General features: G+C 57.1%; 24 protein-coding genes. 16 read left to right on the top strand and 8 right to left on the bottom strand.

Features of this window, described 5'->3' with window-relative positions; all coding sequences use genetic code 11:
- The 4 genes from AB1A64_RS08770 to AB1A64_RS08755 all read left to right on the top strand — a co-directional run bounded on the left by AB1A64_RS08770 (position 1) and on the right by AB1A64_RS08755 (position 5,081).
- Positions 1-942 (top strand): hypothetical protein, encoded by a 942-nt coding sequence (locus AB1A64_RS08770; RefSeq protein WP_366551060.1) that lies wholly within the window; start codon positions 1-3, stop codon positions 940-942.
- Positions 939-2,933 (top strand): hypothetical protein, encoded by a 1,995-nt coding sequence (locus AB1A64_RS08765; RefSeq protein ID WP_366551059.1) that lies wholly within the window; start codon positions 939-941, stop codon positions 2,931-2,933. The genes AB1A64_RS08770 and AB1A64_RS08765 overlap by 4 nt, the downstream gene beginning before the upstream one ends.
- Before the next feature lie 173 nt (positions 2,934-3,106).
- Positions 3,107-4,066 carry a glycosyltransferase family 2 protein gene (locus AB1A64_RS08760; RefSeq protein ID WP_366551058.1) on the top strand — a complete coding sequence of 320 codons (960 nt, stop codon included), beginning with the start codon at positions 3,107-3,109 and terminating at the stop codon, positions 4,064-4,066.
- Between the two features lie 31 nt (positions 4,067-4,097).
- Positions 4,098-5,081 carry a hypothetical protein gene (locus AB1A64_RS08755; protein ID WP_366551057.1) on the top strand — a complete coding sequence of 328 codons (984 nt, stop codon included), beginning with the start codon at positions 4,098-4,100 and terminating at the stop codon, positions 5,079-5,081.
- 3 nt (positions 5,082-5,084) lie between these two features.
- Here the strand turns inward: AB1A64_RS08755 and AB1A64_RS08750 are convergent, their stop codons facing one another.
- A complete protein-coding gene (locus AB1A64_RS08750; protein ID WP_366551056.1) occupies positions 5,085-5,390 on the bottom strand; it encodes a DUF6476 family protein in 306 nt (101 codons plus the stop codon).
- Here AB1A64_RS08750 and AB1A64_RS08745 point away from each other — a divergent pair.
- Both AB1A64_RS08745 and rpoH read left to right on the top strand, forming a co-directional pair.
- Positions 5,389-6,423: an RluA family pseudouridine synthase gene (locus tag AB1A64_RS08745; protein WP_366551055.1), complete on the top strand. Its 1,035-nt coding sequence runs from the start codon at positions 5,389-5,391 to the stop codon at positions 6,421-6,423. The two genes, AB1A64_RS08750 and AB1A64_RS08745, sit on opposite strands and share 2 nt — an antisense overlap.
- A 146-nt stretch (positions 6,424-6,569) precedes the next feature.
- Positions 6,570-7,466, top strand: coding sequence for an RNA polymerase sigma factor RpoH (gene rpoH, locus AB1A64_RS08740; RefSeq protein WP_366551054.1), 897 nt, complete (start codon positions 6,570-6,572; stop codon positions 7,464-7,466).
- Between the two features lie 48 nt (positions 7,467-7,514).
- Here rpoH and AB1A64_RS08735 read toward each other — a convergent pair whose 3' ends face one another.
- A complete protein-coding gene (locus AB1A64_RS08735) occupies positions 7,515-8,594 on the bottom strand; it encodes a fasciclin domain-containing protein (protein WP_366551053.1) in 1,080 nt (359 codons plus the stop codon).
- Between the two features lie 207 nt (positions 8,595-8,801).
- Positions 8,802-9,980 carry a membrane dipeptidase gene (locus AB1A64_RS08730; RefSeq protein WP_366551052.1) on the bottom strand — a complete coding sequence of 393 codons (1,179 nt, stop codon included), beginning with the start codon at positions 9,978-9,980 and terminating at the stop codon, positions 8,802-8,804.
- A 153-nt stretch (positions 9,981-10,133) separates the two neighbouring features.
- Between AB1A64_RS08730 and AB1A64_RS08725 the strand changes: the two genes are divergently transcribed.
- Genes AB1A64_RS08725 through AB1A64_RS08715 form a run of 3 tightly spaced genes read left to right on the top strand, consistent with a single transcriptional unit; the run spans position 10,134 to position 12,325 of the window.
- On the top strand, positions 10,134-11,108 hold the full coding sequence (locus AB1A64_RS08725) for a Gfo/Idh/MocA family oxidoreductase (RefSeq protein ID WP_366551051.1): 975 nt from the start codon (positions 10,134-10,136) through the stop codon (positions 11,106-11,108).
- Between the two features lie 57 nt (positions 11,109-11,165).
- Positions 11,166-11,435 (top strand): DksA/TraR family C4-type zinc finger protein, encoded by a 270-nt coding sequence (locus AB1A64_RS08720; protein ID WP_170348374.1) that lies wholly within the window; start codon positions 11,166-11,168, stop codon positions 11,433-11,435.
- 14 nt (positions 11,436-11,449) lie between these two features.
- Positions 11,450-12,325 (top strand): DMT family transporter, encoded by an 876-nt coding sequence (locus AB1A64_RS08715; RefSeq protein WP_366551050.1) that lies wholly within the window; start codon positions 11,450-11,452, stop codon positions 12,323-12,325.
- On the opposite strand, the gene AB1A64_RS08710 is transcribed toward AB1A64_RS08715, so the two are convergent.
- From AB1A64_RS08710 to AB1A64_RS08700, 3 genes are all read right to left on the bottom strand, one after another.
- On the bottom strand, positions 12,326-14,146 hold the full coding sequence (locus tag AB1A64_RS08710; RefSeq protein WP_366551049.1) for a M3 family oligoendopeptidase: 1,821 nt from the start codon (positions 14,144-14,146) through the stop codon (positions 12,326-12,328). It lies immediately after the preceding gene.
- Between the two features lie 82 nt (positions 14,147-14,228).
- Complete coding sequence (locus AB1A64_RS08705; protein WP_366551048.1) at positions 14,229-15,206, bottom strand: alpha/beta hydrolase; 978 nt, start codon at positions 15,204-15,206, stop codon at positions 14,229-14,231.
- Complete coding sequence (locus tag AB1A64_RS08700) at positions 15,206-15,496, bottom strand: SCP2 sterol-binding domain-containing protein (RefSeq protein ID WP_366551047.1); 291 nt, start codon at positions 15,494-15,496, stop codon at positions 15,206-15,208. Before AB1A64_RS08700 ends, AB1A64_RS08705 begins: the two co-directional genes overlap by 1 nt.
- 30 nt (positions 15,497-15,526) lie before the next feature.
- Between AB1A64_RS08700 and AB1A64_RS08695 the strand changes: the two genes are divergently transcribed.
- The 6 genes from AB1A64_RS08695 to AB1A64_RS08670 all read left to right on the top strand — a co-directional run bounded on the left by AB1A64_RS08695 (position 15,527) and on the right by AB1A64_RS08670 (position 21,423).
- Complete coding sequence (locus AB1A64_RS08695; RefSeq protein WP_366551046.1) at positions 15,527-16,135, top strand: tetratricopeptide repeat protein; 609 nt, start codon at positions 15,527-15,529, stop codon at positions 16,133-16,135.
- A gap of 22 nt (positions 16,136-16,157) precedes the next feature.
- Positions 16,158-18,965, top strand: a complete 2,808-nt coding sequence (locus AB1A64_RS08690) for a DEAD/DEAH box helicase (RefSeq protein ID WP_366551045.1) — start codon at positions 16,158-16,160, stop codon at positions 18,963-18,965.
- 6 nt (positions 18,966-18,971) lie between these two features.
- Entirely contained in the window at positions 18,972-19,337 is a 366-nt protein-coding gene (locus AB1A64_RS08685; protein ID WP_366551044.1) for an RNA-binding S4 domain-containing protein, read from the top strand.
- 66 nt (positions 19,338-19,403) lie between these two features.
- On the top strand, positions 19,404-19,742 hold the full coding sequence (fdxA, locus tag AB1A64_RS08680) for a ferredoxin FdxA (RefSeq protein WP_366551043.1): 339 nt from the start codon (positions 19,404-19,406) through the stop codon (positions 19,740-19,742).
- A 282-nt stretch (positions 19,743-20,024) separates the two neighbouring features.
- Positions 20,025-20,540: a CarD family transcriptional regulator gene (locus AB1A64_RS08675; RefSeq protein ID WP_170348382.1), complete on the top strand. Its 516-nt coding sequence runs from the start codon at positions 20,025-20,027 to the stop codon at positions 20,538-20,540.
- Between the two features lie 112 nt (positions 20,541-20,652).
- Positions 20,653-21,423 (top strand): ion channel, encoded by a 771-nt coding sequence (locus tag AB1A64_RS08670; protein WP_366551042.1) that lies wholly within the window; start codon positions 20,653-20,655, stop codon positions 21,421-21,423.
- Here AB1A64_RS08670 and cobS read toward each other — a convergent pair.
- On the bottom strand, positions 21,420-22,184 hold the full coding sequence (gene cobS, locus AB1A64_RS08665; protein ID WP_366551041.1) for an adenosylcobinamide-GDP ribazoletransferase: 765 nt from the start codon (positions 22,182-22,184) through the stop codon (positions 21,420-21,422). The genes AB1A64_RS08670 and cobS overlap by 4 nt on opposite strands.
- A 79-nt stretch (positions 22,185-22,263) precedes the next feature.
- On the opposite strand from cobS, the gene cobT reads away from it, so the two are divergent.
- Positions 22,264-23,277, top strand: coding sequence for a nicotinate-nucleotide--dimethylbenzimidazole phosphoribosyltransferase (gene cobT / locus AB1A64_RS08660; protein ID WP_366551040.1), 1,014 nt, complete (start codon positions 22,264-22,266; stop codon positions 23,275-23,277).
- A 28-nt stretch (positions 23,278-23,305) separates the two neighbouring features.
- Here the strand turns inward: cobT and AB1A64_RS08655 are convergent, their stop codons facing one another.
- Entirely contained in the window at positions 23,306-25,186 is a 1,881-nt protein-coding gene (locus AB1A64_RS08655) for a monovalent cation:proton antiporter-2 (CPA2) family protein (RefSeq protein WP_366551039.1), read from the bottom strand.
- Positions 25,187-25,195: the final 9 nt, after the last annotated feature.

The following is a 25,195-nucleotide window of genomic DNA, read 5'->3' as shown; positions in this document are numbered from 1 at the left end:
ATGGCAGACGACCTTTCGAAAGAGCAGTTGAAACCCGATCACCCCGACCGCAAGACGGGGTATGAACGTATTCTGACCGATCCGGCGCCGCCATGGTTTGTCGAACTCTATCCTGGTGGAGATGGGGTCGGTTTCCTGCAAAAGTTGGAACGTCATTCGGTGCTGTTTCATCAACGCTCTGCCTCGCAACTGGTTGTCAGCTTTGACAATATCGCCAATGCGAACGACCTATCCTTTGCTCGCGAACCTTGGGGTTGGAAATTCTTCCGTGATGAGGGCTGGTCGCATATGGGGATATTCGCGCGCACCAAGGCCTGGTATCGAGATCCAGAGATCATCACGTATTTTCAGAACCGCGCAGCCGAAGGGTTTTTCGACCAGTTCGATCAGGTCGTCTTTGCCGGGGCCTCGATGGGCGGGTTCGGGGCGCTGACCTTTTCTGAATTGGTCCCGGGTGCAAATGTGATCGCATTTAACCCTCAGACGTCACTGGATGAACGATTGGTCCCGTGGGAAACGCGGTATCGTTTCGGGCGGGTGCAGGATTGGGATCTGCCATATGGTGACGCCGCGCAGACTGTGAAGCAGGCGGGTAAGGCCTATGTCTTCTATGACCCGTTTTTCGACCTTGACCGGCAGCAGGTCACTCGGCTGAAGGGTGAAAATGTCATGCTGCTTAAGACATGGTTTTCGAACCATTTTGCAGCCCCTATGTTGCGCAAGCTGGGTATCCTCAAGCCCGTCATGCAGAAGGCTATGGACGGATCGCTTGAGGCAGGTGATTTCTATAAAATGATGCGCGCACGGCGCCGGTTGCCGATGGTGATGCGCGCGATTGAGGCGCAGGCAGGCGAACGTCACCCAAAGTTGGTGGGTCAGGCGCGCCATAAGTTCCGCATAATGCGTCGCGCCGCATTGGTTGAGGCAGAGAAGTCCCAATGACGCCTGCGAAAGGAGTGTTCATCGGCCAGCGCAAAGACCGCATGGGCGCGCGCCTGCTGATGATGCTGACCTGCATTCGTCTGGCCGAGGATTTTGACACCACTTACAAGGTTAATTGGTTTCCGAAAGGATCGGATGCACCCGAGCTGGATCATCCGCAGGAACTGTTTGCCCAGGATTGGATGGATGCGCAATTCCTCAGTGAAAAGGCGTTTGAAAAACTCAGCGACAAGGCTTTGCCAATCTGGACCTTTCAGGGGGACAAAACCCCAGACCGCCTGATTGCGCATCTCAATTCGGGCCGGTCGGTTGTGGTTGAGGAAGGGTTCGAAGTGCTGGCCTTTCCCTGGGAAGATGTCGAGGCCATACGTCCGCGGTATCGGGATTTCATCCATCAGATCGGCTTTAATGACGAAATCCGGACCATCATGGACCGGGCGGATGAAAAGCTGTCAGGGCAGGGGGTATCGGCCTATCACATCCGGCGGGGTGACATTCTGAACGGGCTGCCGTGGAAGCACACAACCTGGCCTGCCAAGATCGAACCCGAAGAGCTGTACGAGGCGCATCTGGAGAAAACTGCTGGACAAACGTCCATCATGTTTTCCGACCAGCCCGAACTGATCACCCGGTTTCAAAACCGGTTTCCGCGATTGCTGCAGATGTCCGACATTGCGGATGTGTCGGGCATGACCCGTGCGCAGCGTGATTTTCTTGAGCTGTACACAATGTCGCGCGCCCAACAGGTTATAGCGCCAGTTATCTCGGCCTTTTCGATGGCGGCTGCGCGGATCTCTGGCCAGCAACGCCTAGTGTTTCGCGACGTGTTGAACGAAGAAGAATTTCACGCCGCAAATGAGCGTGTGGTCCAACGCCTGAAAGGCGGGGCAGGTGGGTTTTTGAATGTGTCCGAGGCGTCCCATATTTATGCGAAGACTTTATTTCATATATATCAACTTGGATCGGATGATCGCTCGCAAGAGGCGTTGGAATTGGCCGACCCCTTGTTGAAAGCCGGAGCGGAAAACGCTTTTATGCCGCTACTTCAGGCTTTGAATCTGTTCTATCTCAGCCGATGGCGTGAAGCGCTCGCGATGTCCGAAGAGGCACTGAGAAACGAGAACCTGTGGCCGGAAGATTATGCCGTTCTTTGTGCCCTGCAATGCGCAGTCCTGGGGCGGCTGAAAAAGAGATGGCGCGCAGCAAGGGCCTTTAGTCAGGCATTCTGGGCAAAACCACTAAGGCCTGATGTCGTTGTGCTTGGGTCGCGTGCTTTTTATCGGGACCAGTTAGCCTTGCGTGTGTTGCCGCCAACAGATTGGTCACTGCAAAAACTCATAAGGCGGCCGTGGTTCAACTTTAATTCTCATTTGGCACAGCGAAAGGCGCTTGTCAGATTGCCCTGTAACTTTGACTTTGTTCTGTTTGACTGGTCGGACCTCGCTTTGGATCAGAAAGCAAAAAGGTTGTTTAGCAATCCGGCTCGGATTGCGTTGCTTGCAGAAAGTTTGGAGAGAGCAACGGATGTACCGGGCGACGATCCTCGAAGGATGAGCTTCGAAGCTGTCTTGCGCGCGCATACGGGGGAATTCCCAAGGTCTCGAGCCATCGATATCACCCGCGAGGTCATTTCAGTTAGGCCAGATAACTCATTGTATTATAAAAGGCTTGCGGAACTTTATGAGGGTGAGGGCGATCAACAGCGGGCAAGGCTGACTATGGCAGAAGCGTTGGCATGCGATCCGGACAATCCATTTTTAATCTTTGCGATGGGGCGTTTTTTAGAAAGAAACGGCGCGTCTGAGCAGGGCGAAAGTCAGATTCTGCAGGCAGCGGACCTCGACGAGGCAACTGCATCGATTCAAGGCATGGCCGGGCAAATTTACCTTCGTCGAGGAAATAAAGGTAAAGCAAGGCCGTACTTGCAAAAAGCACATGACCTTTTCCCGCCGTATAAGCGTTTTGCCAATCAACTGGCACGCACGCGGTGAGAATGGCACAGGATTTCTCAACTGTGCTCGATTGCTCTTGGCTGCCGGGACCAGTAGGCCTAGTCTGTGATCCGAACGAACACCGCAGGATGTCGGGCGCAGGTTCAAAAAGCGATAAAACACGAGGCGAATAAGTGTCTGATCAGGACCCCCGTTACATCAGCGTAACTCCCATGAAGAACGAGGGCCCGTTTGTGTTGGAATGGGTCGCGCATAACCGGGCAATCGGGGTCGACCAGATGGTCGTGATGACCAATGACTGCACCGATGGCACGGATGAATTGCTAAAGCGGTTGGATGAGCGTGGCATCCTGACCCACGTCGACAATAATTCTCGCCGCCAGACTAGCCCGCAAAAACGCGCCTACAGAAAATTCCTGAAGATGGAAGTTGCGCGCCCACAGGATTGGGTAATCGTGATTGACGCCGATGAACATATCAACGTCAAAACTGGGGATAACACTCTGTGCGCGCTGACCGATGCCGTTCCGGACGCCAAGATGATTTCGATGACATGGCGCCTGTTTGGAAATGCTGGGGTCGTTCGATATGAGGATCGATTCCTGTCGGACCAGTTTCGACGAGCGGCGCAAGAGCAGAAGTACCGTCCACCGCAAGCCTGGGGTTTCAAAACGATGTTTCAGCGCGAACTTTGGAGTGCGCTGGGGGTTCATCGGCCCAAACGCCCGACAGTTGAGACCATGGATGATTGCCACTGGTACAATGGATCGGGACAATTGATGCCCGACCGGTATTTTAGCGCTAGTTGGCGCTCGGCGCGGGATTCTATTGGGTATGATCTGGTTCAGATCAATCACTATGCGCTAAAGTCCTGTGAAAGCTATCTGGTCAAGAAAATGCGCGGGCGGGCCCACCATCTGGGGGAAAGCCTTGGCATGGACTATTGGAACATGATGAACCAAAACGCCGAGGAAGATGGCTCGATCGACGTCATCCTGGATCGCAAGCGCGAACATTATTACGAGCTGCTGTCAGATCCTGAAACGGCCCGGTTGCATCATTTGTCCTGCGATCTGCACAGGCAGAAGATTTCCGACCTCCGGGCGCTGCCCGAGATGCAGGACCTTATGCAGCAGATGACGGCCGACTTTGCCGCCAGTCACGGGGAATGAGCGGAATTCTCTTTGAAACAGGAGGCCTGTGATGCTTTGGCTGCATATAGGTATGCCCAAGACTGGCACGACTGCGTTGCAGGCATATGTGCGTCAGAACAAGGCCCCGCTTGCTGATGTCGGTTTGCATTATCTTGAGGCGGGCCGTCGTCGGTTGGAAGGGAGCGGACGTCTGGCGATCAGCCACAACATCATCGCCTTTCGCATCAATCAGACCAACGATTCGATGGACCCGTTCCGTGCGTTGATGGCCACCGAGTATGAGGCGCACAGCGATCAGACCTGCCTAGTGTCTTCAGAGATGTTCTATTCTTGTGACTTGAACAAGTTGGCACAGGTTTTCGCGGAAATCCCCTCGCGCGACTTAAGGATCACCTATTACTGCCGCCGCTACTCGGATTTCTTTGAAGCCGACTACAAACAGCGCGCTAAGAATGGCCGTATGGGCACCAGCGCGTCGGAATATGTCCGGGACAGGCTGGCGAAAATCAAGGATGACCCCGGCACCTTCACCTTTTCGGCGAAACTGGACCAAATCCGGCAGGCTTTTCCGGGCGTTACGATTGTCCCGATGATGTATGATCGCGCGCAGATGGTCCAAGGCCATATCGTGGATGATTTCATGTCGCGCATAGGCGTGCCTTTACCGGACGGCGCGGCGGCTAAACGGCCCGCTAACCAATCTCAGTCGCGCGTGGCCAGCGAAGCTTTTGGCATTGTCTCACGTTCCATGGGTCGCAAGGAAAGTCGCCAGCTGCGTCGGCGTGTGGTCAGCGATCCGGTCATGATCCGGCGCTATGATGTGCTGGAGCCGGACGAGCGAGCCTGGCTGGATGAATATTTGACCAAGCAAGACTTCACGTTCCAGCAAGAGTTCTTTCCCGACCGGGCAAGGCTGTTTGAACCGGTTGAGCTAAGCGAAGAAGACCAGAAATTCCGACGCGACACGCCCGAGGAATACGACGCCCTGCGCCGCGCGTCCGAGATCGTTTTTCGTATGGCGTTAGAGGATTGAACCCTACCGCTCGATAGTGATTTCCTGACGCTGGCGACCGGTTGTCTTGTCAAAGATCAAAATACGGTTGTCATCGGTCACTACCGCATACCAGTTGCTGCCGATGGTCACAGCCTGCGCCTTGGCACCGTCAGGCAGTTCGACCTGATCCGGCAGGGAGGGGGTTCTGTCCGATAGTCGGATGACAATCAGCGCGAATGTCACTAGAACCCCGCCAATCATCACCGCGGTCAACAACATGACCATTCTCCGCAGCAGGCGAAGCTGCGGTGTTTCCTGCGGTTCTTGGGGTTCGGAAGGGACAGTCATGGGCACCCGCCAGATTGAATTTCAGATTGCGGCCGATCCGCCGCCTCGTCTTGATAAGGCGCTTTCGCGGGATGTGCCAGCCGATGAAAACCTATCGCGCACGCGGTTGGCCCGGTTGATTGATCAGGGCGCTGTTCTGATCGACGGTATCGAGGCGCGCGACCCAAAGGCCAAAGTGGCCGAGGGCGCATCCGTGGTGATTACTGTGATTGAGGCAAAAGACAGCCATATTGGTCCCGAAGATATCCCGTTGGAGATTGTCTTTGAGGACGCTGACCTGATCGTCATCAACAAACAGGCGGGTATGGTGGTGCATCCTGCGCCGGGGTCTCCGAGCGGGACGCTGGTCAATGCGTTGCTGCATCACTGCGGTGACGACCTGTCCGGGGTAGGCGGGGTCAAACGCCCCGGCATCGTGCATCGTATCGACAAGGAAACCAGCGGTCTGCTGGTGGTGGCGAAATCCGATGCGGCCCATCACGGTCTGGCTGCACAGTTCGAGGCGCACACGGTCGAGCGTTACTATCGCGCGATTTGCTACGGTGTGCCGGATGCAAATGATCCTCGTTTGCGCGGTGTGAAGGGCGTCAGTTTTGAGCCCGGAAACATCATGCGTTTGACCACGCAGCTGGCACGGCACAAGACCGACCGGCAAAGGCAGGCGGTGCTGTTTCATGGCGGGCGTCATGCGGTGACGCGGGCACGTCTGGTTGAGGTTTTTGGGTCACCAGGAGGGCTAGCGCTGATCGAATGCTGGTTGGAGACCGGGCGCACGCACCAGATTCGCGTACACATGGCCCATGCCGGGCACGGTCTGGTGGGCGATCCGGTTTACGGCGGCAAGCGAAAACTGGCCGCCAAGGCGTTCAGCCCGACCATAGCCGAGGCCGTGCGAGCCTTTCCGCGGCAGGCGCTCCACGCCGCTGTGTTGGGTTTTGAACACCCGGTAACTGGCGAAAACCTGCGGTTCGAGGCTGAATTGCCTGAAGATATGCAGAAACTGATTGAACAGCTTCGCGCACCGCTGACATAATGCGCAAAGTTACGTGATTAAGACTTTCTTTGGTTTCCTTTATCTATCGTTAATTCCAAGCTGTTAACGGTACCTCTTGAACGGATTGGGATGACCTCCCATATCCCATGTTAACGAATTAAACATTTGTCGGAGGGACATGAATCATGGCAAATTACGCAAATCTCCCCGCGCCGACGCCAGAAGGCGGCCTGAACCGCTATATGCAGGAAATTCGCAAGTTTCCGCTGCTGGAGCCGGAAGAAGAGTACATGCTGGCGAAGCGTTGGGTCGAAGAGCAAGATACTGAAGCGGCTCATAAAATGGTCACTTCGCATCTGCGATTGGCAGCTAAGATCGCCATGGGTTATCGCGGCTATGGTTTGCCCCAAGCCGAGGTGATTTCCGAGGCCAATGTTGGCCTGATGCAGGCGGTCAAAAAGTTCGACCCGGAAAAAGGTTTCCGGTTGGCGACTTATGCGATGTGGTGGATTCGGGCCTCGATCCAGGAGTACGTCCTACGGTCGTGGTCGATGGTGAAACTGGGTACGACCAGCGCGCAGAAAAAGCTGTTCTTCAACCTGCGCAAAGCCAAGGCCCGCATTGGTGCGCTGGAAGAAGGCGACCTGCGTCCCGAGAACGTCAAGCAGATCGCCAATGATCTGGGCGTGACCGAAGAAGAAGTCATCAGCATGAACCGCCGTATGTCCGGTGGTGACGCCTCGCTGAACGCGACCGTTGGGTCCGAAGGTGAAGGCACAATGCAGTGGCAGGATTGGCTTGAGGATGAGGATGCCGATCAGGCTGGCGATTACGAAGCCCGCGACGAGCTGGACGCCCGGCGCGAGCTTCTGGCGGCTGCTCTGGAAGTCCTGAATGATCGGGAAAAGGACATCCTGACTCAGCGCCGCTTGATGGATCAGCCCGTCACGCTGGAAGATCTGAGTACGCAGTACAATGTCAGCCGCGAGCGTATTCGTCAGATCGAGGTCCGTGCGTTTGAGAAGCTGCAAAAGAAAATGCGCGAATTGGCGCGTGAAAAAGGGATGCTGGGCAGCGTCTGAGACGGACCCAAGCAAAGAAAGCCCGCCTTAGATGGCGGGCTTTTTTGTTTACGCGAAGATAAAATCGCTTTCCGACAGTTGACCGTTTCCAACGCCAAGCAGGTCAATGCTGTCGCCATCTCCCAACTCGATTGTGGTGCGGAAGAACCCGCTTTCGATGTGGTCTTCGATATCCTCGAAGCTGTCGATGCCGTCATAGGCGCTGAGGTCGACCTTGTCCTTGCCGATCTGGAAGTCGAGGATGGTATCTTCTCCGTCGCCTTCTTCGAAGAAAAAGGTGTCACGCCCACGGCCGCCGACTAAAAAGTCATCGTCAGCGCCGCCATCGATCAGGTCTTTGCCGCGACCTCCAAAGATTTTGTCGTTCCCGTCATCGCCGCGCAGAATGTCCATGCCACGACCGCCGAAAATGGTGTCATTGCCATCACCACCTAGAACAATATCTTTACCGCGACCGGCGCCGATGACGTCATTTCCGCCACCACCATGCACTAAATCCTTGCCACGACCGGTGAAGTGGAATTCGTCCGAGTCATCTCCCAGAATGAAATCTGTATTCTTCTGGCCGAGGATACCGGTCACGGAAACTGGCAGCAGTACCCCATCCAAAACGTGGATGATCCCGTTCGAGGCGGGAACGTCGAATCCGACAAGACCTGGATCGTCGATTCCCGGGTCCGCATCGCCCAGGCTGGGTGGCATGCTGGAAAGGTTCAGTTCCACTTCACCACCCTGCAGCGTTTCGATTGCCGCACCGTCGCCCAGACTGACGACTTCTTCTTTCGTGAATGACTCACCGACGACGTGATAGGTTAGAATTTCGGTCAGCAGAGGTATCGGATCGCCACCGCCCAAAAGGGTCAGGGCTTTCACGATGTGATTGAGCGCTCCGGCTTCGTCCGAGCCTTCAAAGCCCAAAGCCTGAGCCAATCCGATGAAAGCCGCATCTTTCGGCGCAAAAACGGTCAGATCGGCGTTGGGGTCGGCCAACGCTCCGTCCAGACCAGCTGCAAGAACAGCCTCGCGAAGGATGTCGAAATCATGAGCGTTATGGTCGAAGGTTCCCGGGTCCCCGCTTAGTTCCAAGACTTTTCCGGTAATCGAAGGTAGTTCTGTATTAGCTGGCATATCGGTTTATCTCCCACCCGGTTGCGCGCCTTTGGTCGGGAGTAATGCTGACAGGTCAGGTTTCTCTCCCCGGCGATAAAGTTGTTACGGGGAGAGTTGGAAAACGGATCACGAAATTCGGATTTATCAATTGAGAGCCCGGATAAGATCCGGTTTGGCGACACCGGATCTCATTTAAATTTCAACAATTTGAATCACAAGGTGCAACTAGTTCAATTGTTGCTGGAAAACTCTCACCATATTCTCACCCATCACTTTCCGAACCTGAGCTTCGGTCAATCCCTGATCCAACAATGCCGAGGTCAAGGCCGCCAATTCCGATGTGTCAAATGCGGTTTCTACTGAGCCATCATAGTCTGATCCCAGTGAGACGTGGTCTTCGCCAACGGTCTGGATGGCTGCCTTTATCATCTTGGCGATGCCGGTCGGGGTAATGTCCCCGCAGGTAACGTCCGCCCAATAGCCCATGCCGATTACACCGCCGGTGGCGGCAATCTGTTGCATCAGATCGTCGGGATAATTGCGTTTGACCGGGCAGAATCCGTGCAGGCCGCTGTGGCTGACGATCAGGGGAACATCAGTCATATCGATCACGTCACGCGCGACCTGAGGGCTGGAATGGGCCAAATCGATCACTACGGGCCGTTGCGTTAGGTCTGCCACAAGCTGACGGCCGAACTCTGTGAGGCCAGCGTTGCCCACCCCATGTAATGATCCGCCAAGTTCGTTGTCAAAAAAGTGGTGCAGTCCAAATACTCGGTGGCCGGCGTCGAACAGAGCGTCCAGATTGTTCAGATCTCCTTCTAGCGCATGCGCGCCTTCAATGCCCAGAATACCTCCGACAACGGGTTGACCTGCCGCACGGGCAGCCAACACGGCATCCAGATCGGCCCTTGTCTTGACGACCTTCAGATGCCCGTCCGAGGCCGCTTCGAACTGATGCAGCTTTTCAGCCTGATAGACGGCGCGTTCCTTCAGGCTGTCCCACGTGCGCAATGGCCATAACTGTCCGATTGCTAAAAGGGTAATGTTATCAAAAGACTCAGCCGAGTTCGCCTCATAGTTCTGTCCGGCGGGGGATTTGGTGACGGCGGTAAAGACCTGTAGCGCGACGTTGCCTTCGATCAGTCGTGGGATATCTACCTGCCCACGTGTACCGCGTTCGGTCAGATCACGGCTCCACAACAGGGGGTCCGCGTGTAAGTCGCCGACGATCAGGGTTTCGTGCAATGCGGCGGCATCGTCGGATACCGCATAGGGGGCATGGGCGATCACGTTGTTCCGATCAGCTTCAATGTAAGACGGAAGAAATCCGAAAAACACGACGGCACCGACCACAACTGCAAGCAACAGCAGACCACCAATCCAGTTGAAGACCCGTTTCATTCTCACTCCCTTTCAACCATTGGGGGCAGACTACGAAGGTTCCATGCAGATAAAAGCCTGACTTAACGTCGGATGGTTGCTAGAAGGTCAGGAAATGGGGCTGTTAGCGATAACGCAGGGATTCGCCCCTGATTACACATGTCGGAGGAGATTATGCATAAACCAGTTCAATGGGGTGTTCTGGGTGCTGCCAAATTCGCGCGGCAATTCATGGCACCGGCGATTCATGCAGCCCACGGCGCGCGTTTGGCCGGGTTGGCCACGTCGGATACTGCCAAGGCCGACCCGTTTCGGGCCTTTTGCCCCGATCTAACTGTTTATGACAGCTATGACGCGTTGCTTGCGGACCCTCAAATTGAAGCTGTCTATATTCCTTTGCCGAACCACCTGCATGTGGAATGGAGTCTCAAAGCATTGGATGCGGGCAAGCATGTCCTTTGCGAAAAGCCGATGGCCATGACCGGAGCCGAGTTCGACACTCTGATCCAAAAATGCGATGAGACCGGGTTGCTGGCGGCCGAGGCTTACATGATCGTTCATCATCCGCAGTGGCAATTGGTGCGAAAGCTGATTGCAGATGGGGCCATCGGCAAACTGGTGCATGTGACCGGTGCTTTCAGTTTCGACAACCGCGCGGATACCGGAAACATCCGCAACCGTGCCGAGACCGGCGGTGGCGGGCTGCGTGACATCGGTGTTTATGTGATCGGCGGGGCGCGATTTGCGACGGGGCAGGAGCCGGTACGGGTGGAGTCGGCCATTCGTTGGCAGGACGGGATCGACACCTTCACGGAAATTTGCGCTCAGTTTCCGGATTTTACCTATTCCGCCTATGTCTCGATCCGCATGCATCCGCATCAAGAGATGGTGTTTCATGGCGAAGGTGGCGTTATTCGCCTGACCGCTCCGTTCAACGCGCGCGTTTTTGGTGAGGCCCGCGTGGAATTGCACCGTCCGGGTCTTGAGGTTCAGGTCACGCGCTTTCCCGGGGATGACCACTACAAGCTTCAGGTCGAGGCGTTTTGCCGATCCGTGCGCGAAGGTGTCGAGTACCCGTGCCCGCTGGAATTTTCTCGTGGCACGCAAGAGATGATCGACCGCGTGTTGGAGGGGGCGGTTTCCCTCTGACTTGCCACGCCGCGCCCGGCTCGGCTAATCTGGCGGGCACCTGATCAGGAGGACGCCATGGCAGGCGGTTGGGCGCGCGACGGCGCGGTAAGTGAACAGATCGAAGCATCCATTTCAGACGAGCTTGCCCGTATGCAGGCGCAGAAGCAGCCTGTGGGCGAAAGCCTGACCCATTGCGCAGAATGCGAGGAACCAATCCCTGAAAAACGGCGTCTGGCCTTGCCGGGCGTCAAGCTGTGTTTGGATTGCCAGCAGGAACGGGACGGGGCCTTCAAAGCGCGTTCTGGGATCAATCGGCGCGGCTCTAAAGACAGTCAGTTGAAGTAAGCAGGGTCCGAGGGATGCCCGACACCAAGCTTTTTCAAAATGGTCTGGTGCTTGGGTTTCTGGCCGCCTTCCTTTGGGGCACGCATAGCGTCATCGTGCGCTATCTGACCAGTGATCTGGGCGGGCTTCAGATCGCGGTGACGCGCGTGTTCATTGCGGCTGTGGCCATCTATTGCATGCTACGTGTGATGCGGGTGTCTGTGTCGATCCGCCTGAGCGATTGGAACTTTCGGCTGGCGGTTCTGTCGACGGTCGTCAACTACATCCTGTTCCATATCGGGTTGGAATATACCGGTGCGGCCAATGCGATGGTGCTTGAAAATACGGCGCCGTTCTTCGTGCTGGTGTTTTTGTATTTCTTTGCTGACACACCTGTCACACGTACGGATGTTCTGGCCACAGCGTTGGCCATTCTGGGCGTTTTTCTAACGGTTTATCAGGATTTCCAAGGGGGCGGAGACCCCTTGTTTGGCGATCTGCTTGAAATCGGTGCGGGCCTGAGTTGGGCGGTTTTCCTGATCTCAAGTAGCCGCGCGATGCGCAATTCCGTGTCAACCGCAGAGCGTTTGAATTTCCTGTTCGGGATATTCCTGTGCGCAGGCGTGCTGTTGTTGCCGCTGGCTGCGTTTTCACTGCAAGTACCAACGGCCAATGACGTGGTTTTCCTTTTCCTGCTTGGGATTCTTCCGACCGCGTTGGCTTATTACCTGTGGTATGAGGCCGCCGCGCGAGTGTCGACGCTGACGGCGACCCTGATGTTCGCCGCTTCGGTCGTGTTCACGTTCATCAACTCGGCGCTGTTTTTGGGGGCCGCAATCACACCGATTGCAGCCCTTGGGGCGGTGCTGATCGTGGCCGCCGTGTTCCTGACGACCAAAAGCCAGAAGTGATCAGTCTTCCATCGCTTCCAATTCGTCGATAAAGCCCGAGATCATCGACAAGCCCTTGTCCCAGAATTTCGGATCGCTGGCGTCCAGCCCGAACGGGGCAAGCAATTCTTTATGGTGTTTGGACCCACCGGCGCGCAGCATTTCGAAATACTTGTCCTCGAATCCGTCCGAGCCGCTCGCGTAAACGGAATAGAGGGCGTTTACCAAACCATCCCCAAACGCGTAAGCGTATACGTAGAAAGGCGAGTGGACGAAGTGTGGGATATAGGCCCAGAAGGTCTCGTACCCATCCATGAATTCGAATGCCGGGCCAAGGCTTTCAGCCTGAACACTCATCCACAGGGCGTTGATGTCGTCGGGGGTCAATTCGCCCTCGCGCCGGGCTGCGTGCAGTTTGCATTCAAAGTCGTAGAAGGCGATCTGACGCACGACCGTGTTGATCATGTCCTCGACCTTGCCGGCCAACAGCACCTTGCGCTGTTCGGTCGTTTCGGCCTGATCCAGCATTTTGCGGAAAGTCAGCATCTCGCCGAATACGCTGGCGGTTTCGGCCAGGGTCAGCGGGGTGGATGACAGCATCTCGCCCTGATCTGCGGCCAGAACCTGATGCACGCCATGGCCCAATTCATGCGCAAGGGTCATCACGTCACGTGGTTTGCCCAGATAGTTGAGCATCACGTAAGGATGCACTTCGGTCACGGTTGGATGTGCGAATGCACCCGGTGCCTTACCGGGTTTTACGGCGGCATCGATCCAGCCCTTGTTGAAGAAAGGGGCAGCGATTTCACCCATACGCGGATCAAACGCGTTATAGGCGTCCATCACCGTTTTCTCGGCCTCATCCCAGCCGACGATGCGGGTGTCTTCCATCGGAAGGGGCGCGTTGCGGTCCCAGACCTGCATCACATCCAGCCCCAGCCATTTGCGTTTGAGTTCATAGTAACGATGGCTGAGCTTGGGGTAGGCAGCCACGACGGCCTCGCGCAGCGCTTCGACCACTTCGGGTTCCACGTCGTTCGACAGGTGGCGACCGGTCTGAGCCGTGGGCATGTTGCGCCAGCGGTCGACGATTTCTTTTTCCTTGGCCTGCGTGTTGTGTACGCGGGCGAAGGTTTTGACGTTTTCCTGAAACACAGCCGCCAGTTCGCGCGCCGCAGCTTCACGTTTGGCGCGGTCCTGTTCGGTCAGCAAGTTCAGGGTGCCTTCGATGTTTAGTTCTTCACCGTCCACGGTGAATGTAAGCCCGGCAATGGTTTCGTCGAACAGGCGTTCCCAAGCGTCACCTACAACGCCCAGATCGTGCAGGAATTTTTCCAACTCATCAGACAGTTGATAGGGCTTCATCGCGCGAATGCGGCGGAAGACGGGCTCATATCGGGCCAGATCGGCTTTTGCGTCGAAGTTCGCTTTCAGCGCGTCATCGTCGATGCGGTTGATTTCAAGTGTGAAGAACACCAGCGGCGTGGTGTAAATTGTGATCTTTTCCTGCATATCCGACAGGAATTTGGCGCGCTCGGCATCTGTGGTCAGTTGGTAATAGCGTAGACCGGCAAAGGACATGATGCGGCCCGCGATAGCGTTGATCTTTTCGTTGCGCTGCACGCAGTTCAGCAGGCTTTCGGCATCCAAATCGGCTAGCTTGCCTTCGTAGTCGGCGGCGAAGGACGCGCACTCACCCTCAAGCCATTCCAGATCGCGGTCCAGTTCCGGCGCTACTTCCGAACTGTACAGATCAGTCAGATCCCATTCGGGCAGGTTGCCAAGATCGCCGGCGCCTCCGGCTGCGTTTGCGTCACGGACGGGAAAGGGAAGGTCGCGCATGGATCACCTCGGAATATCTGCTTTGGCAAACATCTAGGCCCGGGCGACCAGGATCACAAGCCGCCTTTGCGTGAGGTTTTGTTTAGCTGGAAAGAGCAGCCGAGGTCGGTGCGTCCGAATGGGCGGTCAAAAAATGTGCCGTCAGTTGATCAAAGACGGGCCCGCGCACATCGGGCGCCTCCATCAGTACCTCATGTTCGCCATCGGGAATTTCAACCAGTGTGCCGCTGGGCCAGTTGGCCATCCGCGCCCGGATCGCTTTGCGGTCAACGATTTGCTCGTGACTGCCAAGGAAGGTCAGGGCGGGCGTCGCTGGAGCGGTTTGTTCCATCAGCCAGGCGCATTCGTCCAGCGCCTCGCGCAGCCAAATAGTGGAAGGCGCGCCAAGGGCCAGTTCCGGGTGCGCCTCAAGCTGGTCTTTCATCATTTGATACATCGCCGCATCGCGTGTCAGCATATTGCCCTCAAAGGGTTGTGAAGCAACGTAACTTTCCAGCGACGTGGTCGGAGGCGTTTTCTCTCCCAGCCCAATCCGTGGCCCCCAATAGGCCGTCAACCGGCTGAGCGGTTTCATGATCGGTGTGAAAAAGATCCCCCACATTGGGCCGGTAAAGGCACAGGCTGCAAAGACATCACGCTCCAGCACCGCTCGCAGACCAATTGCCCCGCCCATCGAATGGCCGATCACGTACCAGGGTTTGGGCAAATCAAGTTGGGCGGCAAGTTCCAAGGCGGCACGCACGTCTTGTTGATAGTCGGTGAACTGGTCGACATGGCCGACCCGGGGATCGTCCAGCAAACGGTCTGCCAGACCCTGACCGCGCCAATCGACGGCCAGAAAGGCAAACCCACGGTCGATAAATTCAACCGCCGTGTTGCCGTATTTTTCGATGTATTCCGTCCGGCCGGGGAACATCATCACCGTGCCGTTTGTTGCACCTTCGGGGTGCCAGTGACCCACACGGATACGCGTATCGTCCGCAGTCGTCACCCAATGGGCCGCACCACCGGCAGGTCCGCCGGCCACGTCTTCAAAGAAAGGGGCCGGCGAGAACTTCATCAGGCCAGCACCGAGGCGAGTTTCATGGCAATACCCATGTCTCCATCCACGCTCAGCTTGCCCGACATGAACGCACCCGTGGGGTTCAGGTCGCCGCTGAGGATTTGTTCGAACGTGTCCGCATCCGCTGTCAGGGTGACATCTGCGTCGTCATCGCTGACGCGTGCGCCGTCCGCGTCCAGTACGATAGCACCCAAATCGGCGATGGCAAATTTGGCCGATGCGTCGAAATCGCCGCCGGATAGTTTTTCGTTCAGCGCGGCTGCGGCTTTTTCAAGAATGTCGCTCATGGTGTTCCTCATATTGTTTCTGCGCCGTGAATGGACATCCCCGGTCGCAACGCTACACTCAACATTGTTATGGGCATTGCAATCAACAATCTCAAACGTACCGTCACGGCACTTTTTGTCACGGTCATGTTTTCCACCAGTTCGGTGGCACAACAGGCGGATTCGCGGGACGAGGCCGTCTTGCTTCAGCAATTGGCGCTTTCCACGCCGGAACAGGCGATTGGTATCGACCGTCAACTCAAGGCTCTGTGGTCGCAATCGGGGTCCGCTTCGGCGGATTTGCTGTTGGAACGTGGGCGCGAGGCGCTGGATGACGGGGATGTGTTGACCGCGGTTGAACACCTTACGGCCCTGACTGATCACGCGCCCGGCTTTGCCGAAGGTTGGCATCTGCGTGCCTCGGCGTTTTTTGGGATGGATCGCTTTGGCATGGCCGCCGCTGATCTGGAGCACGCGCTGACTCTGAACCCGAACAATTACGAGGCCATTTTCGGGCTTGGCCTGATTTTTGAGATCATCGAACAGCCCGACAAGGCACTGGATGCGTATGAGCGAGCGCTGGCTATACATCCTCATCATGAAGAAGTAACCAATGCGGTGAATCGACTAAAGCCTCAGGTCGAGGGCTCGGCCCTCTAAAGAACCGGGGCAGGGGGCAAAGGTGAGCGGGTCATCCCGAATCGTGGCCGTACTTGGCCCGACCAACACAGGTAAAACCCATTACGCGATCGAGCGGATGCTGGGCTATCGGACTGGAGTAATCGGTCTGCCGCTGCGTCTGCTGGCGCGTGAGGTTTATGACAAGATCGTCGCCATTCGCGGCCCTTCTGTCGTGGCGCTGGTCACGGGCGAGGAACGGATCGTGCCGCCCCGTGCCCAATATTGGGTCTGCACGGTCGAGGCGATGCCCGAAGGTATGGGCACAGATTTCGTGGCGGTGGATGAAATCCAGCTATGCGCCGATCCAGAACGCGGTCACGTCTTCACCGACCGCCTGCTGCGCGCGCGCGGCACGAACGAAACGCTGTTTCTGGGCTCGGACACCATGCGCGGCTCGATCGCGGCTTTGGTCCCTGAGGCGCAATTTGTTCGGCGTGAGCGGATGTCGCAGCTGGTCTATGCGGGTTCCAAGAAGATCAGCCGTATGCCCGCGCGCAGCGCAATTGTCGGATTCTCGGTTGATAGTGTCTATGCGATTGCCGAGCTTTTGCGACGCCAAAAGGGAGGGGCAGCCGTGGTCATGGGCGCCCTCAGCCCGCGTACCCGGAATGCGCAGGTCGATCTGTATCAGAATGGCGAGGTCGACTATCTGGTTGCCACCGACGCCATCGGGATGGGCCTGAACCTGGATGTAAACCATGTAGCATTCTCGTCCCTGAGCAAATTTGACGGACGCAGAATGCGCCCGCTCGCCCCGAACGAATTGGCGCAGATCGCAGGTCGGGCAGGGCGCGGCATGTCGGACGGTACTTTTGGCGTGACTGGTGAGGCGCCTCCGTTGGACGACGGCGTGGCGCAGGCGATCATGGACAGCCGCTTTACGCCGATGAAAAAGCTGAATTGGCGGAACGCCGCTCTACGGTTTGGCTCAATCGACGCACTGATCGACTCGCTTGAGGTCAGCCCGAATGACGAACATCTGATCAAAGCGCGGCCCGCAGATGACCTGAATGTGTTGAAATCGCTCTCGCAAGTGACCGAAGTTGCCGCCCGCGCCAGTGACGGCCAATCGATCCGTTTGTTGTGGGATGTGTGCCGAATCCCCGATTTTCGCGGTATCAGCCACGCAGAACACACCAGCCTGCTTGAAGTGATCTATGGGCACCTGCATGAACGCGGTTCAATCCCAGATGATTTCATGGCACGCCAAATCCGCCGGATCGACAGAACCGACGGAGATATCGATGCTTTGTCTAAAAGGTTGGCATATATTCGCACCTGGACATATGTTGCGCAGCGAAACAGTTGGGTGCATGACGAATCACATTGGCGTGACGAAACACGCACTGTAGAAGACAGGCTGTCAGACGCATTGCATGATCGTTTGACTCAGAGATTTGTGGACCGGCGCACATCTGTGTTGCTGCGCCGGCTCAAACAGAAGGAGGCCCTTTTGGCCGAAGTAAATGACAAGGGTGAAGTGACCGTCGAAGGCGAATTCGTCGGTCGTCTGGAAGGGTTCCGGTTTATTCCGGACAAAAGCGCGCAAGGAACCGAGGCGAAAGCATTGAAAACGGCCTCCTTGCAAGCACTTGCGCCGCAATTCCATCTGCGCGCCGATCGCTTCTACAATGCGCCCGATACCGAAATTGATTTTACCGATCAGGGCGGCCTGATGTGGGGCGAATATGCTGTTGGCAAACTGGTTGCTGGCGCAGAGCCCCTCAAGCCGTTGGTCGAGGTTTTTGTGGATGAGGCCGCAGGCCCAGATGTCGAGCAGAAAGTGCAGCGCCGTTTGCAGCATTTCATCGACCGTAAAGTGGCCGCACTTTTCGAACCGCTGCTGAACCTGTCGCGCGACGAGGAACTGTCCGGAGTGGCCAAGGGGTTCGCTTTCCGCATGGTCGAAGCGCTGGGCGTGCTGCCGCGCGCCGGCGTCGCGCAAGAGGTCAAGGACCTTGATCAGGACGCTCGTGGCGCGTTGCGCAAGCACGGCATCCGGTTCGGTCAGTTCACCATCTTCATGCCGCTGCTGCTTAAACCTGCACCGACGCGTCTGCGTCTGGTTCTGTGGGCACTGGCCAATGGGTTGCAGGAATTCCCCGAAGCACCGCCTCCGGGGCTGGTCACCGTTCCGGTCGCCAAGGATGCGCCCGCAGGGTACGACACTATGTGCGGATATCGCGATGCGGGTGAGCGCTCGATCCGGATCGACATGCTGGAACGTCTGGCCGACATGTTGCGCGCCGAAGACAGCCGTGGCGGGTTTGAAGCCAAGCCCGACATGCTGTCGATCACCGGTATGACGCTGGAACAGTTCGCCGACCTGATGCAGGGCCTGGGTTACAAGGCTGAGCGTGGCGAGCGTGAAAAGGTGAAAGCGGCACCTGCCGAAACTCCTGAGACCAATGCGGTCGAGCAACCTGCTGTCGAAGAAACCCCGGCACCGGAAGCAGCAACCGAAGAGGTCGCCGCCCCCGCCGAGGCGTCAGCCGAGGCCACCGACAGCACCGAGGCGGCAGCCGAGGCCCCGGCAACGGACGAACCTGAGGTCGAGGTGTTCTATACCTTCACCTGGGGCCGTCAGCGCCAGGCCAACCGTGGCCCGCGCCGTGAACAGCGGCAGGGGCAAGGCAAAGGCAAGCCGCGCGGCAAGCCGCAGGATGGTCGCGGTAAACCGCAAGGTAAGAAGGGTGGCAAGCCGCAAGGGGCGAAAACCTTCTCATCCCGACCGCCCAAGAAAGAAAAGGCGATCGATCCCGATAACCCGTTTGCAGCTGCGCTGATGGGTTTGAAAGACGGTAACTAAACGCCGATGGCTGAGGCCAAGCTGCGGATCGACAAATGGCTGTGGCAGGCGCGGTTCTTCAAGACCCGCAGCCTGGCCGCCAAACAGGTCAGCGGCGGCCATGTTCGGTTGAATGGAAACCGGGTTCTCAAGCCAGCGCAAGCGGTAGGGCCCGGTGACGTTCTGACCTTCCCACAAGGGCGAATTGTCCGCGTCGTTCGCGTGGAAAAGCTGGGCGAACGCCGTGGCCCTGCACTCGAGGCGCAAACATTGTACTTCGATATGACCGAAAAGAAGGACGCGCCGCCCGGAAACCCCGGATTCGAAGGAAAGGGTCGTCCAACCAAGAAAGATCGGCGCGCGCTTGATCTTTCTCGTACCTCTAGGGGCTGATCCGCCCTTGAAGACAGTATAATACTGGATTAGCTAAACGCCCAAACCGCAAATGGGAATCCGACTATGACCTATGTTGTCACCGAAAACTGCATTGGCTGCAAATACACCGACTGCGTCGAAGTATGCCCGGTGGATTGTTTCTACGAAGGTGAGAATACTTTGGTCATTCATCCCGATGAATGCATCGACTGCGGCGTGTGTGAGCCCGAGTGTCCTGCCGACGCCATCCGCCCCGATACTGAGCCGGGGATGGACCAGTGGGTGGAATTCAACCGTAAGTTCTCAGAACAATGGCCAGTGATCGTAACCAAGAAAGACCCGCTGCCCGAGGCCGAAGAACGCGACGGCGAAGAGGGTAAGATGGAGAAGTATTTCTCGGAAGCGCCCGGCGAAGGCGGCTAAGCGATTCGCTCTCTGAACTTGACGGTTCAGGTGTAGAAACAAGTTGCAATGCTTTGAAACTTATAAGGTTTCACGGCCGTTTTTGGGCGTGCCCTTTCAGGTGTCGTAATTTTGTGGTATAATCGAAAGCTGAATGATGAATGAGATGGGGATGTACTCCGTAAGTATGTGTGCTTTGGAGTTCTGATTTTGTGACAAACGAGCCACCTGACGGGGCCGAAATGGCACCGGCTAGGCTGTTTTGTTGTCCGCATCTTACTCTGTAACCAAGGATGAACCTGTATGTCTAAGTCGAAAAAGCTTGAGTTCCGCCCGAATGACTATGTTGTCTACCCTGCGCATGGTGTGGGGCAGATTATCTCGATCGAAGAACAAGAAGTCGCGGGATATTCGCTTGAGCTGTTCGTCATCTCCTTTGAAAAAGACAAGATGACTCTGCGGGTGCCAACCAACAAAGTCACCGAGTCGGGCCTGCGGTCGCTCAGCTCGCCCGATGTCATCAGCCAAGCGATGAAGACGCTTAAGGGTAAGGCCAAGGTGAAACGCGCCATGTGGTCGCGCCGGGCGCAGGAATATGAACAAAAAATCAACTCGGGCGACCTGATTTCGATTGCCGAAGTGGTGCGCGACTTGCACCGCACAGATGATCAGCGCGAGCAGAGCTATTCCGAACGTCAGCTGTACGAAGCCGCGCTTGAGCGTCTGACCCGGGAAGTGGCCGCCGTGTCCGGCGCCGGTGAGGTTTCAGCCGCCAAGCAAGTCGATGAGGTGCTGACCTCGCGCGCTGCTGCCGCCTGATAGCGGGTAATCCTGAAATTTGGGCCGCTCCTGAAAGGGGCGGCCTTTTTCGTGTCTGGACTTGGTGAAATCCGCATTTGCCGCTAATTTTCCAGTAGTCAGAGGCGGATACATGACCATGATAAAGCAAACCGTTAAGTTTCTGTACATCGCGCATGACCCGATTTCGGTCTGGTTCCGCTATGGTCTGATCCTGTTTGATGCCGCGTCGATCGTGTTCTTCGTGTCCACGGCGAATGTGCCGCATGGGCCGGGGATCACGCTGGCCAGCCTGTGCGTCGGATTTCTGATCCTGCTGGATTTCTTGGCCCGGTTATGGATTGCGAAAGACCGCTGGAAACTTCTGTGCAAGATTTACACACTGGCCGATATCGTCGTGATCGCCTCGCTGCTGCTTGAGCCGTTTTTGCCCGGAAACTTGGCCTTCGTTCGAATACTGCGCGCCCTGCGCCTGATCCACTCCTACCACCTGCTGCGGGATTTGCGACGTGACAGTCAGTTCTTCCGAACGCATGAGGATGCGGTCATAGCGGCGATCAACCTGCTTGTATTCGTGTTCGCAACCTCAACGGCGGTTCTGGTGTTTTTCATTCCTGATAGCAGCCCGCATGCCTATATTGATGCGCTTTATTTCACCATGGCGACGCTGACGACGACAGGGTTCGGCGACATCACCTTGGCAACACCGGCGGGCAAGTTGTTCTCAGTCTTCATAATGGTTGTGGGTGTGGCGCTGTTTGTACGTCTGGCGCAGGCTGTTTTCATGCCGCAGAAAGTGCGCCACAAGTGCCCTAGCTGTGGCCTTTATCGGCATGATCCTGACGCGGTGCATTGCAAGCACTGCGGTGAAACGCTGAGGATCGAAACCGGTGGTACGGCCTAAAGCGCGGCTACGACCGCGGTCAAAAATGTCAGTTCTGCCAATTGCTGCGAAGCCCCCAGGATATCACCGGTCTGACCACCGATTTTGGCCTTTGCGACCCCGGCGAGCACCGCAACAACCAGCGCAGCGACGAGAGTTGGTGGAATGGCCGCAGCGCCCATCAAAAGTACCGCGCCTAGCAAAGCCAATCCAAAACCTGTCGCAACTGTCGCACCTCGCGGCCCTCCGACCGAGTGGCTCAGACCGCTATCGCGCGCATTTGGCAGGACATTCATCAGAACCGGCATAACCGCGCGGGACAAGATGCAGGCTGCAAGAATTGCGGCATAGTCGCTTGCCGTTAACAGGGTTACAATCAAAGCGACGCGTATCAACTGCGTGAAGATCAGAGCCAGCACGCCATAGGCGCCAATATGGCTGTCCTTCATGATTTCCAATCGGCGCTCTGGGGTGAACCCTCCCCATAGCCCGTCTACGGTATCGGCCAAACCATCTTCGTGCATAGCACCCGTGGTCGTGATCAGAGCCGCAACAAGGAATACAGCGCTGACCATAGCGGGTAAATTCAAAGCCATCGCGGCCCAACCCACCGCACAAGCCAGCAGCCCTACAATCAAACCGACCACGGGAAACGCCCAGGCGGCGCTGGCCTGCCGGGCAAAGGTGCTTTCCGGCAGGCGCGGCAGCGGTAGGCGGGTCAGCAAGACCAGCGCCAGTGGTATATCCCACACGGAAAACAGCTTGGTGTCGTTTTTATGCACTCCCGCGCCTTTCGGGGTCTTGTTGGATCGGACGCTTCGGTTAAACACACAGGACCACTCTGATGCAACGAGGCTTTGGATGCTGCCCGAACTTAAAGACCTGAAAACACTCCGCGATGCCCTGTGTCATGCACCGGGTCCGAATGATGCCGCATTGCAGGGCGCGGCTGACCGAAATGGACAGCTAACCAAACCGCCCGGCGCGCTGGGGCGGCTTGAGGATTTGGCGATCTGGTATGCCGGATGGCGTGGCGATGCCCGCCCAGAAATCGCGGCACCGCAGGTTATTGTGTTCGCGGGCAATCACGGGGTGACGGCACAGGGTGTGTCGGCTTTTCCACCCGATGTAACCGTGCAGATGGTCATGAACTTTGAACATGGTGGTGCGGCAATCAACCAATTGGCCAAGGCCGCAGGTGCCACCATGGATGTGCATGCGTTGGAATTGGACAGGCCAACGGCGGATTTCACCGCTGGTCCGGCGATGTCCGAGGGTGACCTTTTGCACGCCTTGCGCACCGGTTGGACAGCTGTTGACCCCAACGCTGATCTCTTGGTGGTCGGAGAGATGGGGATCGGCAACACCACCCCGGCCGCTGCAATCGCCTGTGCGATGTTCGGCGGGGACGCCTCGGACTGGACCGGGCGTGGCACAGGTGTAGACGACGCCGGGTTGGCGAACAAAACCCGCGTGGTGGATGAAGGCGTGGCGCTTCATGCGAACTCGGGTGACGGGCTGGAAACCCTGCGTCGTCTGGGCGGGCGCGAAATCGCAGCCATGGCCGGAGCCATTGCAGCGGCCCGCATTCTGCGCATTCCGGTCATTCTGGATGGCTTTATCTGCTCGGCGGCTGCGGCCTGTTTGGCCGATGTATCTGCCGGAGCGTTGGATCACACCGTGGCGGGCCATCAAAGCGCCGAGGGCGCACATGGTGCGGTATTGGAAAAGCTGGGCAAACAGCCGCTGCTGAACCTTGGGCTGCGCCTGGGCGAGGGGTCGGGCGGTGCGCTGGCGATCAATATCGTCAAAAGCGCGGTTGCCTGTCATTCAGGCATGGCGACCTTTGCCCAGGCCGGCGTGTCCGGCGGCTGACCCTTACGGCCTGATCCGCCAAAAAGGATCAGGCCGATTTCTGCGCGTGTTTTTCAGCCAGTTCCAGAAGTTCGGTTTCCAGGTCTTTCTCGAACTGCTGAGCGCGCTCGATATATTTCTTGTTTTCCGCCGTGGGCATACCGGGAATCCACAGCTCGGCCAGATCCCGGATCGAGGCGCGGTCGTGGTGGTAAAAGGTTTGCTCGGCCTGTGCAGCCTCATATTCGCTGAGACCGATATTCTCGAGCACATAGCGCCCAGCTCGCAGTGAGCTGTCAAACATCTCGCGCACGATGTCATTCGCGCCTGCCTGATACAGTTCGTAAACATGGGTGCGGTCATGGGCACGGGCGATGATGTGCAGGTCCGGGCGCTGACGTCGCGCATAGCTGACTAGACGGGTCACAGTCTTGCGGTCGTCCATTGCGGCCACCAGAACGGCGGCTTTCTCAAGCCCCGCTGCGCGCAGCAACTCGGGCCGTGTTGGATCGCCCAGGAACCCTTTGACCCCAAAGCGGCGCATCAGCTGGATGGTTTCGATGTCATGATCCAGAACGATGGTCTTGAAGCCGCTGGCCCGCACCAACCGGTTGACGATCTGACCAAAACGACCGATGCCCGCGATGATCACCGGGCCTTTTTCGTCGATCTCGTCGGGTTCGACCTGCGGGGCGTTGTCTCCGATCCGGCGGGACATAAGGTCGTAGATGATGAACAACAGCGGGGTGATCAGCATGGTCAGAGCGATGATCATTAACAGTTTCTGCGACAAGTCAGGTGGGATGACGTTCTGCTGCGTGGAAAAGGCCAGCAGGACAAATCCGAACTCACCCGCCTGCGCCAGACCCAGCGTGAACAGCCAGTGATCACGCCCGCGCAGCTTGAAGGCGCGCCCGACCAAATACAGGATGGCCCCCTTTGTCAGAATGACCAGCAGCGCCAGTCCGATCAGCTCAAGCGGGTCGTTGAAGAAATAGGCGACGTCAATTCCGGCACCAACGGTGATGAAGAACAGACCAAGGAACAAACCCTTAAAGGGCTCAAGGTCGCTTTCCATCTCGTGCCGAAATTCCGAGCTGGCCAGAACAACGCCTGCCAGGAAAGCGCCCAGGGCGGGGGACAGACCAACAAGGGTCATCAGGAAGGAAATCCCAACGACGATCATCAGGGCCAGCGCAGTATACATCTCGCGCAGACGGGTGGCGTGGATGAAACGGAATAGGGGGCGCGTCAGGTAGACGCCGGCCAGGATCACAAACGCAATGGCGCCAAGGGTGACCAGCGTGACGGCCCAACCGGGCAGGCCCTCGACCAGAGACAAGCTGTGATGCGCCGTGTCGTGCAAGTCCTTCGCGCCGCGGTCGATTGACCCGTCGCTTTCGATATGTGGCATGGCTGGCAGCGCCAACAGCGGCAGCAAGGCCAGAATGGGGATCACCGCGATATCCTGCGTCAGCAGCACGGAAAACGTGGCACGACCTCCGTTTGTCTGCATCAACCCTTTCTCGGACAGCGTTTGCAGCACAATCGCCGTCGAGGATAGCGACAGGGTCAGACCAACGGCCAACGCCACGGACCATGGATGGTTCGAATAAATAGCAACAGCAGCAATGGCGGCAGTTGACAGACCGACCTGCAGGCCGCCCAGCCCCAAAAGCCTGTCGCGCATGTCCCAAAGCGCGCGCGGCTCAAGTTCAAGCCCGATCAGGAACAGCATCATGACTACGCCGAACTCGGCCACATGCTGCAGGCTTTCGGTTTCGGCGCCGACAAGCCCGAATATGGGGCCGATTACGATCCCGGCGGCCAGATACCCCAACACCGACCCCAATCCCAGACGTGCCGATAACGGCACTGCGATCACGGCTGCTGCCAGATAGATCGAAGCCTGATAGAGGAAGTCGTCCATGTCGGTCCT

The sequence above is a fragment of the Ruegeria sp. ANG10 genome, from assembly GCF_040705255.1.
Taxonomy (GTDB): Bacteria; Pseudomonadota; Alphaproteobacteria; order Rhodobacterales; family Rhodobacteraceae; genus Ruegeria.
The sequence above is the reverse complement of the archived record's forward strand: the minus strand, read 5'-3'. Positions and strand labels throughout refer to the sequence as shown.

Coding starts and splice junctions, on each gene's coding strand:
- AB1A64_RS08770 (WP_366551060.1), top strand. CDS start 1: ATGGCAGACGACCTTTCGAAAGAGCAGTTGAAACCCGATCACCCCGAC.
- AB1A64_RS08765 (WP_366551059.1), top strand. CDS start 939: ATGACGCCTGCGAAAGGAGTGTTCATCGGCCAGCGCAAAGACCGCATG.
- AB1A64_RS08760 (WP_366551058.1), top strand. CDS start 3,107: ATGAAGAACGAGGGCCCGTTTGTGTTGGAATGGGTCGCGCATAACCGG.
- AB1A64_RS08755 (WP_366551057.1), top strand. CDS start 4,098: ATGCTTTGGCTGCATATAGGTATGCCCAAGACTGGCACGACTGCGTTG.
- AB1A64_RS08745 (WP_366551055.1), top strand. CDS start 5,389: ATGGGCACCCGCCAGATTGAATTTCAGATTGCGGCCGATCCGCCGCCT.
- AB1A64_RS08750 (WP_366551056.1), bottom strand. CDS start 5,390: ATGACTGTCCCTTCCGAACCCCAAGAACCGCAGGAAACACCGCAGCTT.
- rpoH (WP_366551054.1), top strand. CDS start 6,570: ATGGCAAATTACGCAAATCTCCCCGCGCCGACGCCAGAAGGCGGCCTG.
- AB1A64_RS08735 (WP_366551053.1), bottom strand. CDS start 8,594: ATGCCAGCTAATACAGAACTACCTTCGATTACCGGAAAAGTCTTGGAA.
- AB1A64_RS08730 (WP_366551052.1), bottom strand. CDS start 9,980: ATGAAACGGGTCTTCAACTGGATTGGTGGTCTGCTGTTGCTTGCAGTT.
- AB1A64_RS08725 (WP_366551051.1), top strand. CDS start 10,134: ATGCATAAACCAGTTCAATGGGGTGTTCTGGGTGCTGCCAAATTCGCG.
- AB1A64_RS08720 (WP_170348374.1), top strand. CDS start 11,166: ATGGCAGGCGGTTGGGCGCGCGACGGCGCGGTAAGTGAACAGATCGAA.
- AB1A64_RS08715 (WP_366551050.1), top strand. CDS start 11,450: ATGCCCGACACCAAGCTTTTTCAAAATGGTCTGGTGCTTGGGTTTCTG.
- AB1A64_RS08710 (WP_366551049.1), bottom strand. CDS start 14,146: ATGCGCGACCTTCCCTTTCCCGTCCGTGACGCAAACGCAGCCGGAGGC.
- AB1A64_RS08705 (WP_366551048.1), bottom strand. CDS start 15,206: ATGAAGTTCTCGCCGGCCCCTTTCTTTGAAGACGTGGCCGGCGGACCT.
- AB1A64_RS08700 (WP_366551047.1), bottom strand. CDS start 15,496: ATGAGCGACATTCTTGAAAAAGCCGCAGCCGCGCTGAACGAAAAACTA.
- AB1A64_RS08695 (WP_366551046.1), top strand. CDS start 15,527: ATGGACATCCCCGGTCGCAACGCTACACTCAACATTGTTATGGGCATT.
- AB1A64_RS08685 (WP_366551044.1), top strand. CDS start 18,972: ATGGCTGAGGCCAAGCTGCGGATCGACAAATGGCTGTGGCAGGCGCGG.
- fdxA (WP_366551043.1), top strand. CDS start 19,404: ATGACCTATGTTGTCACCGAAAACTGCATTGGCTGCAAATACACCGAC.
- AB1A64_RS08675 (WP_170348382.1), top strand. CDS start 20,025: ATGTCTAAGTCGAAAAAGCTTGAGTTCCGCCCGAATGACTATGTTGTC.
- AB1A64_RS08670 (WP_366551042.1), top strand. CDS start 20,653: ATGACCATGATAAAGCAAACCGTTAAGTTTCTGTACATCGCGCATGAC.
- cobT (WP_366551040.1), top strand. CDS start 22,264: ATGCTGCCCGAACTTAAAGACCTGAAAACACTCCGCGATGCCCTGTGT.
- AB1A64_RS08655 (WP_366551039.1), bottom strand. CDS start 25,186: ATGGACGACTTCCTCTATCAGGCTTCGATCTATCTGGCAGCAGCCGTG.